This is a genomic window from Haloplanus sp. C73 (assembly GCF_051195115.1).
GTDB lineage: Archaea > Halobacteriota > Halobacteria > Halobacteriales > Haloferacaceae > Haloplanus.
In genome coordinates this window covers 1-995 of the sequence record NZ_JBNTJZ010000013.1, presented here as the reverse complement: position 1 = coordinate 995, position 995 = coordinate 1, and the positions used below count along the sequence as shown (strand labels likewise).

Annotated in this window: 1 protein-coding gene; it reads left to right on the top strand. The window is 64.1% G+C overall.

What is annotated here, in order from left to right; translation table 11 throughout:
• The coding region (locus tag ACQUSQ_RS14850; RefSeq protein WP_435070316.1) for a PGF-CTERM sorting domain-containing protein at positions 1-990 on the top strand (990 nt) is incomplete at its 5' end.
• Positions 991-995 lie beyond the last annotated feature (5 nt).

The following is a 995-nucleotide window of genomic DNA, read 5'->3' as shown; positions in this document are numbered from 1 at the left end:
TCGCTGCGCGTGACCGACACCGAACTCAGCGCGACGTTCAACACTATCGGCGGTCAGGTCTCGACCGACGATAACGAAGTGAACGTGACCGGTACGTCGCTCGGTTCCAACACCGTGGCGTTCGTCTTCGTTGACGAGCGTGGGAACACCCACTACACGGACATCACGACCGACGACGACAACACGTTCGACGAAGAGGACCTGAGCATCGGCTCGAACCTCCAGGAAGGTCAGGTCAGCGCACACGTGCTGACGACCGGCCGGGACTCCGAGTTCGGTGACGGTGGCCTCGCGCAGTACTCCGGTAACGACGCTTACAGCAACCTCAGCTCCTTCGTCGACTTCCTCGGTGACGAATCGCTGACGGGCCAGCAGGTCCGTGCGCGACTCACCGACCAGACGACGGAAGCAGTCGCCAGCGACGACCGCATGGTCACCTCGCAGTTCCGCCTCGCGGACTCGCGAACGACCATCGGCTCGGTCTACCCCGACGGCATGCAGGCTTCGGGCGTGAACCCGGTCGGCGTTGACGACGAGATGGTCGTCGAAGGTCGCACGAACCTGCGACCGGACGACAACTCCATCACCGTCGAACTGCTGACCCAGGACGGCGACTCGGTCGCACTGACGACGACCGAAGACTGGGGCTACGACGGCCAGTACATGGTCTCGATAGAACTCGAGGACGTCCAAACGGGCACCTACACCCTCGAAGCCGACGACTCCTACAACTCTGACACGGTCGACGTCGAGATTGTGGAGTCGGTCGAGACTGCAACGCCGGAACCGACGGCAACGGACGAGCCGACGCCGACGGACACGGCAACCGCAGAGCCGACCCCCGAACCGACGGCAACCGCAGAGCCGACGGCCACGGAGACGGCAACGGCGACTGACACCACGACGGGTGGCGGACCCGGCTTCGGTGCCATCGTCGCTGTCATCGCGCTCATCGCGGCTGCACTGCTGGCAGTCCGACGCAACAACTAACGACT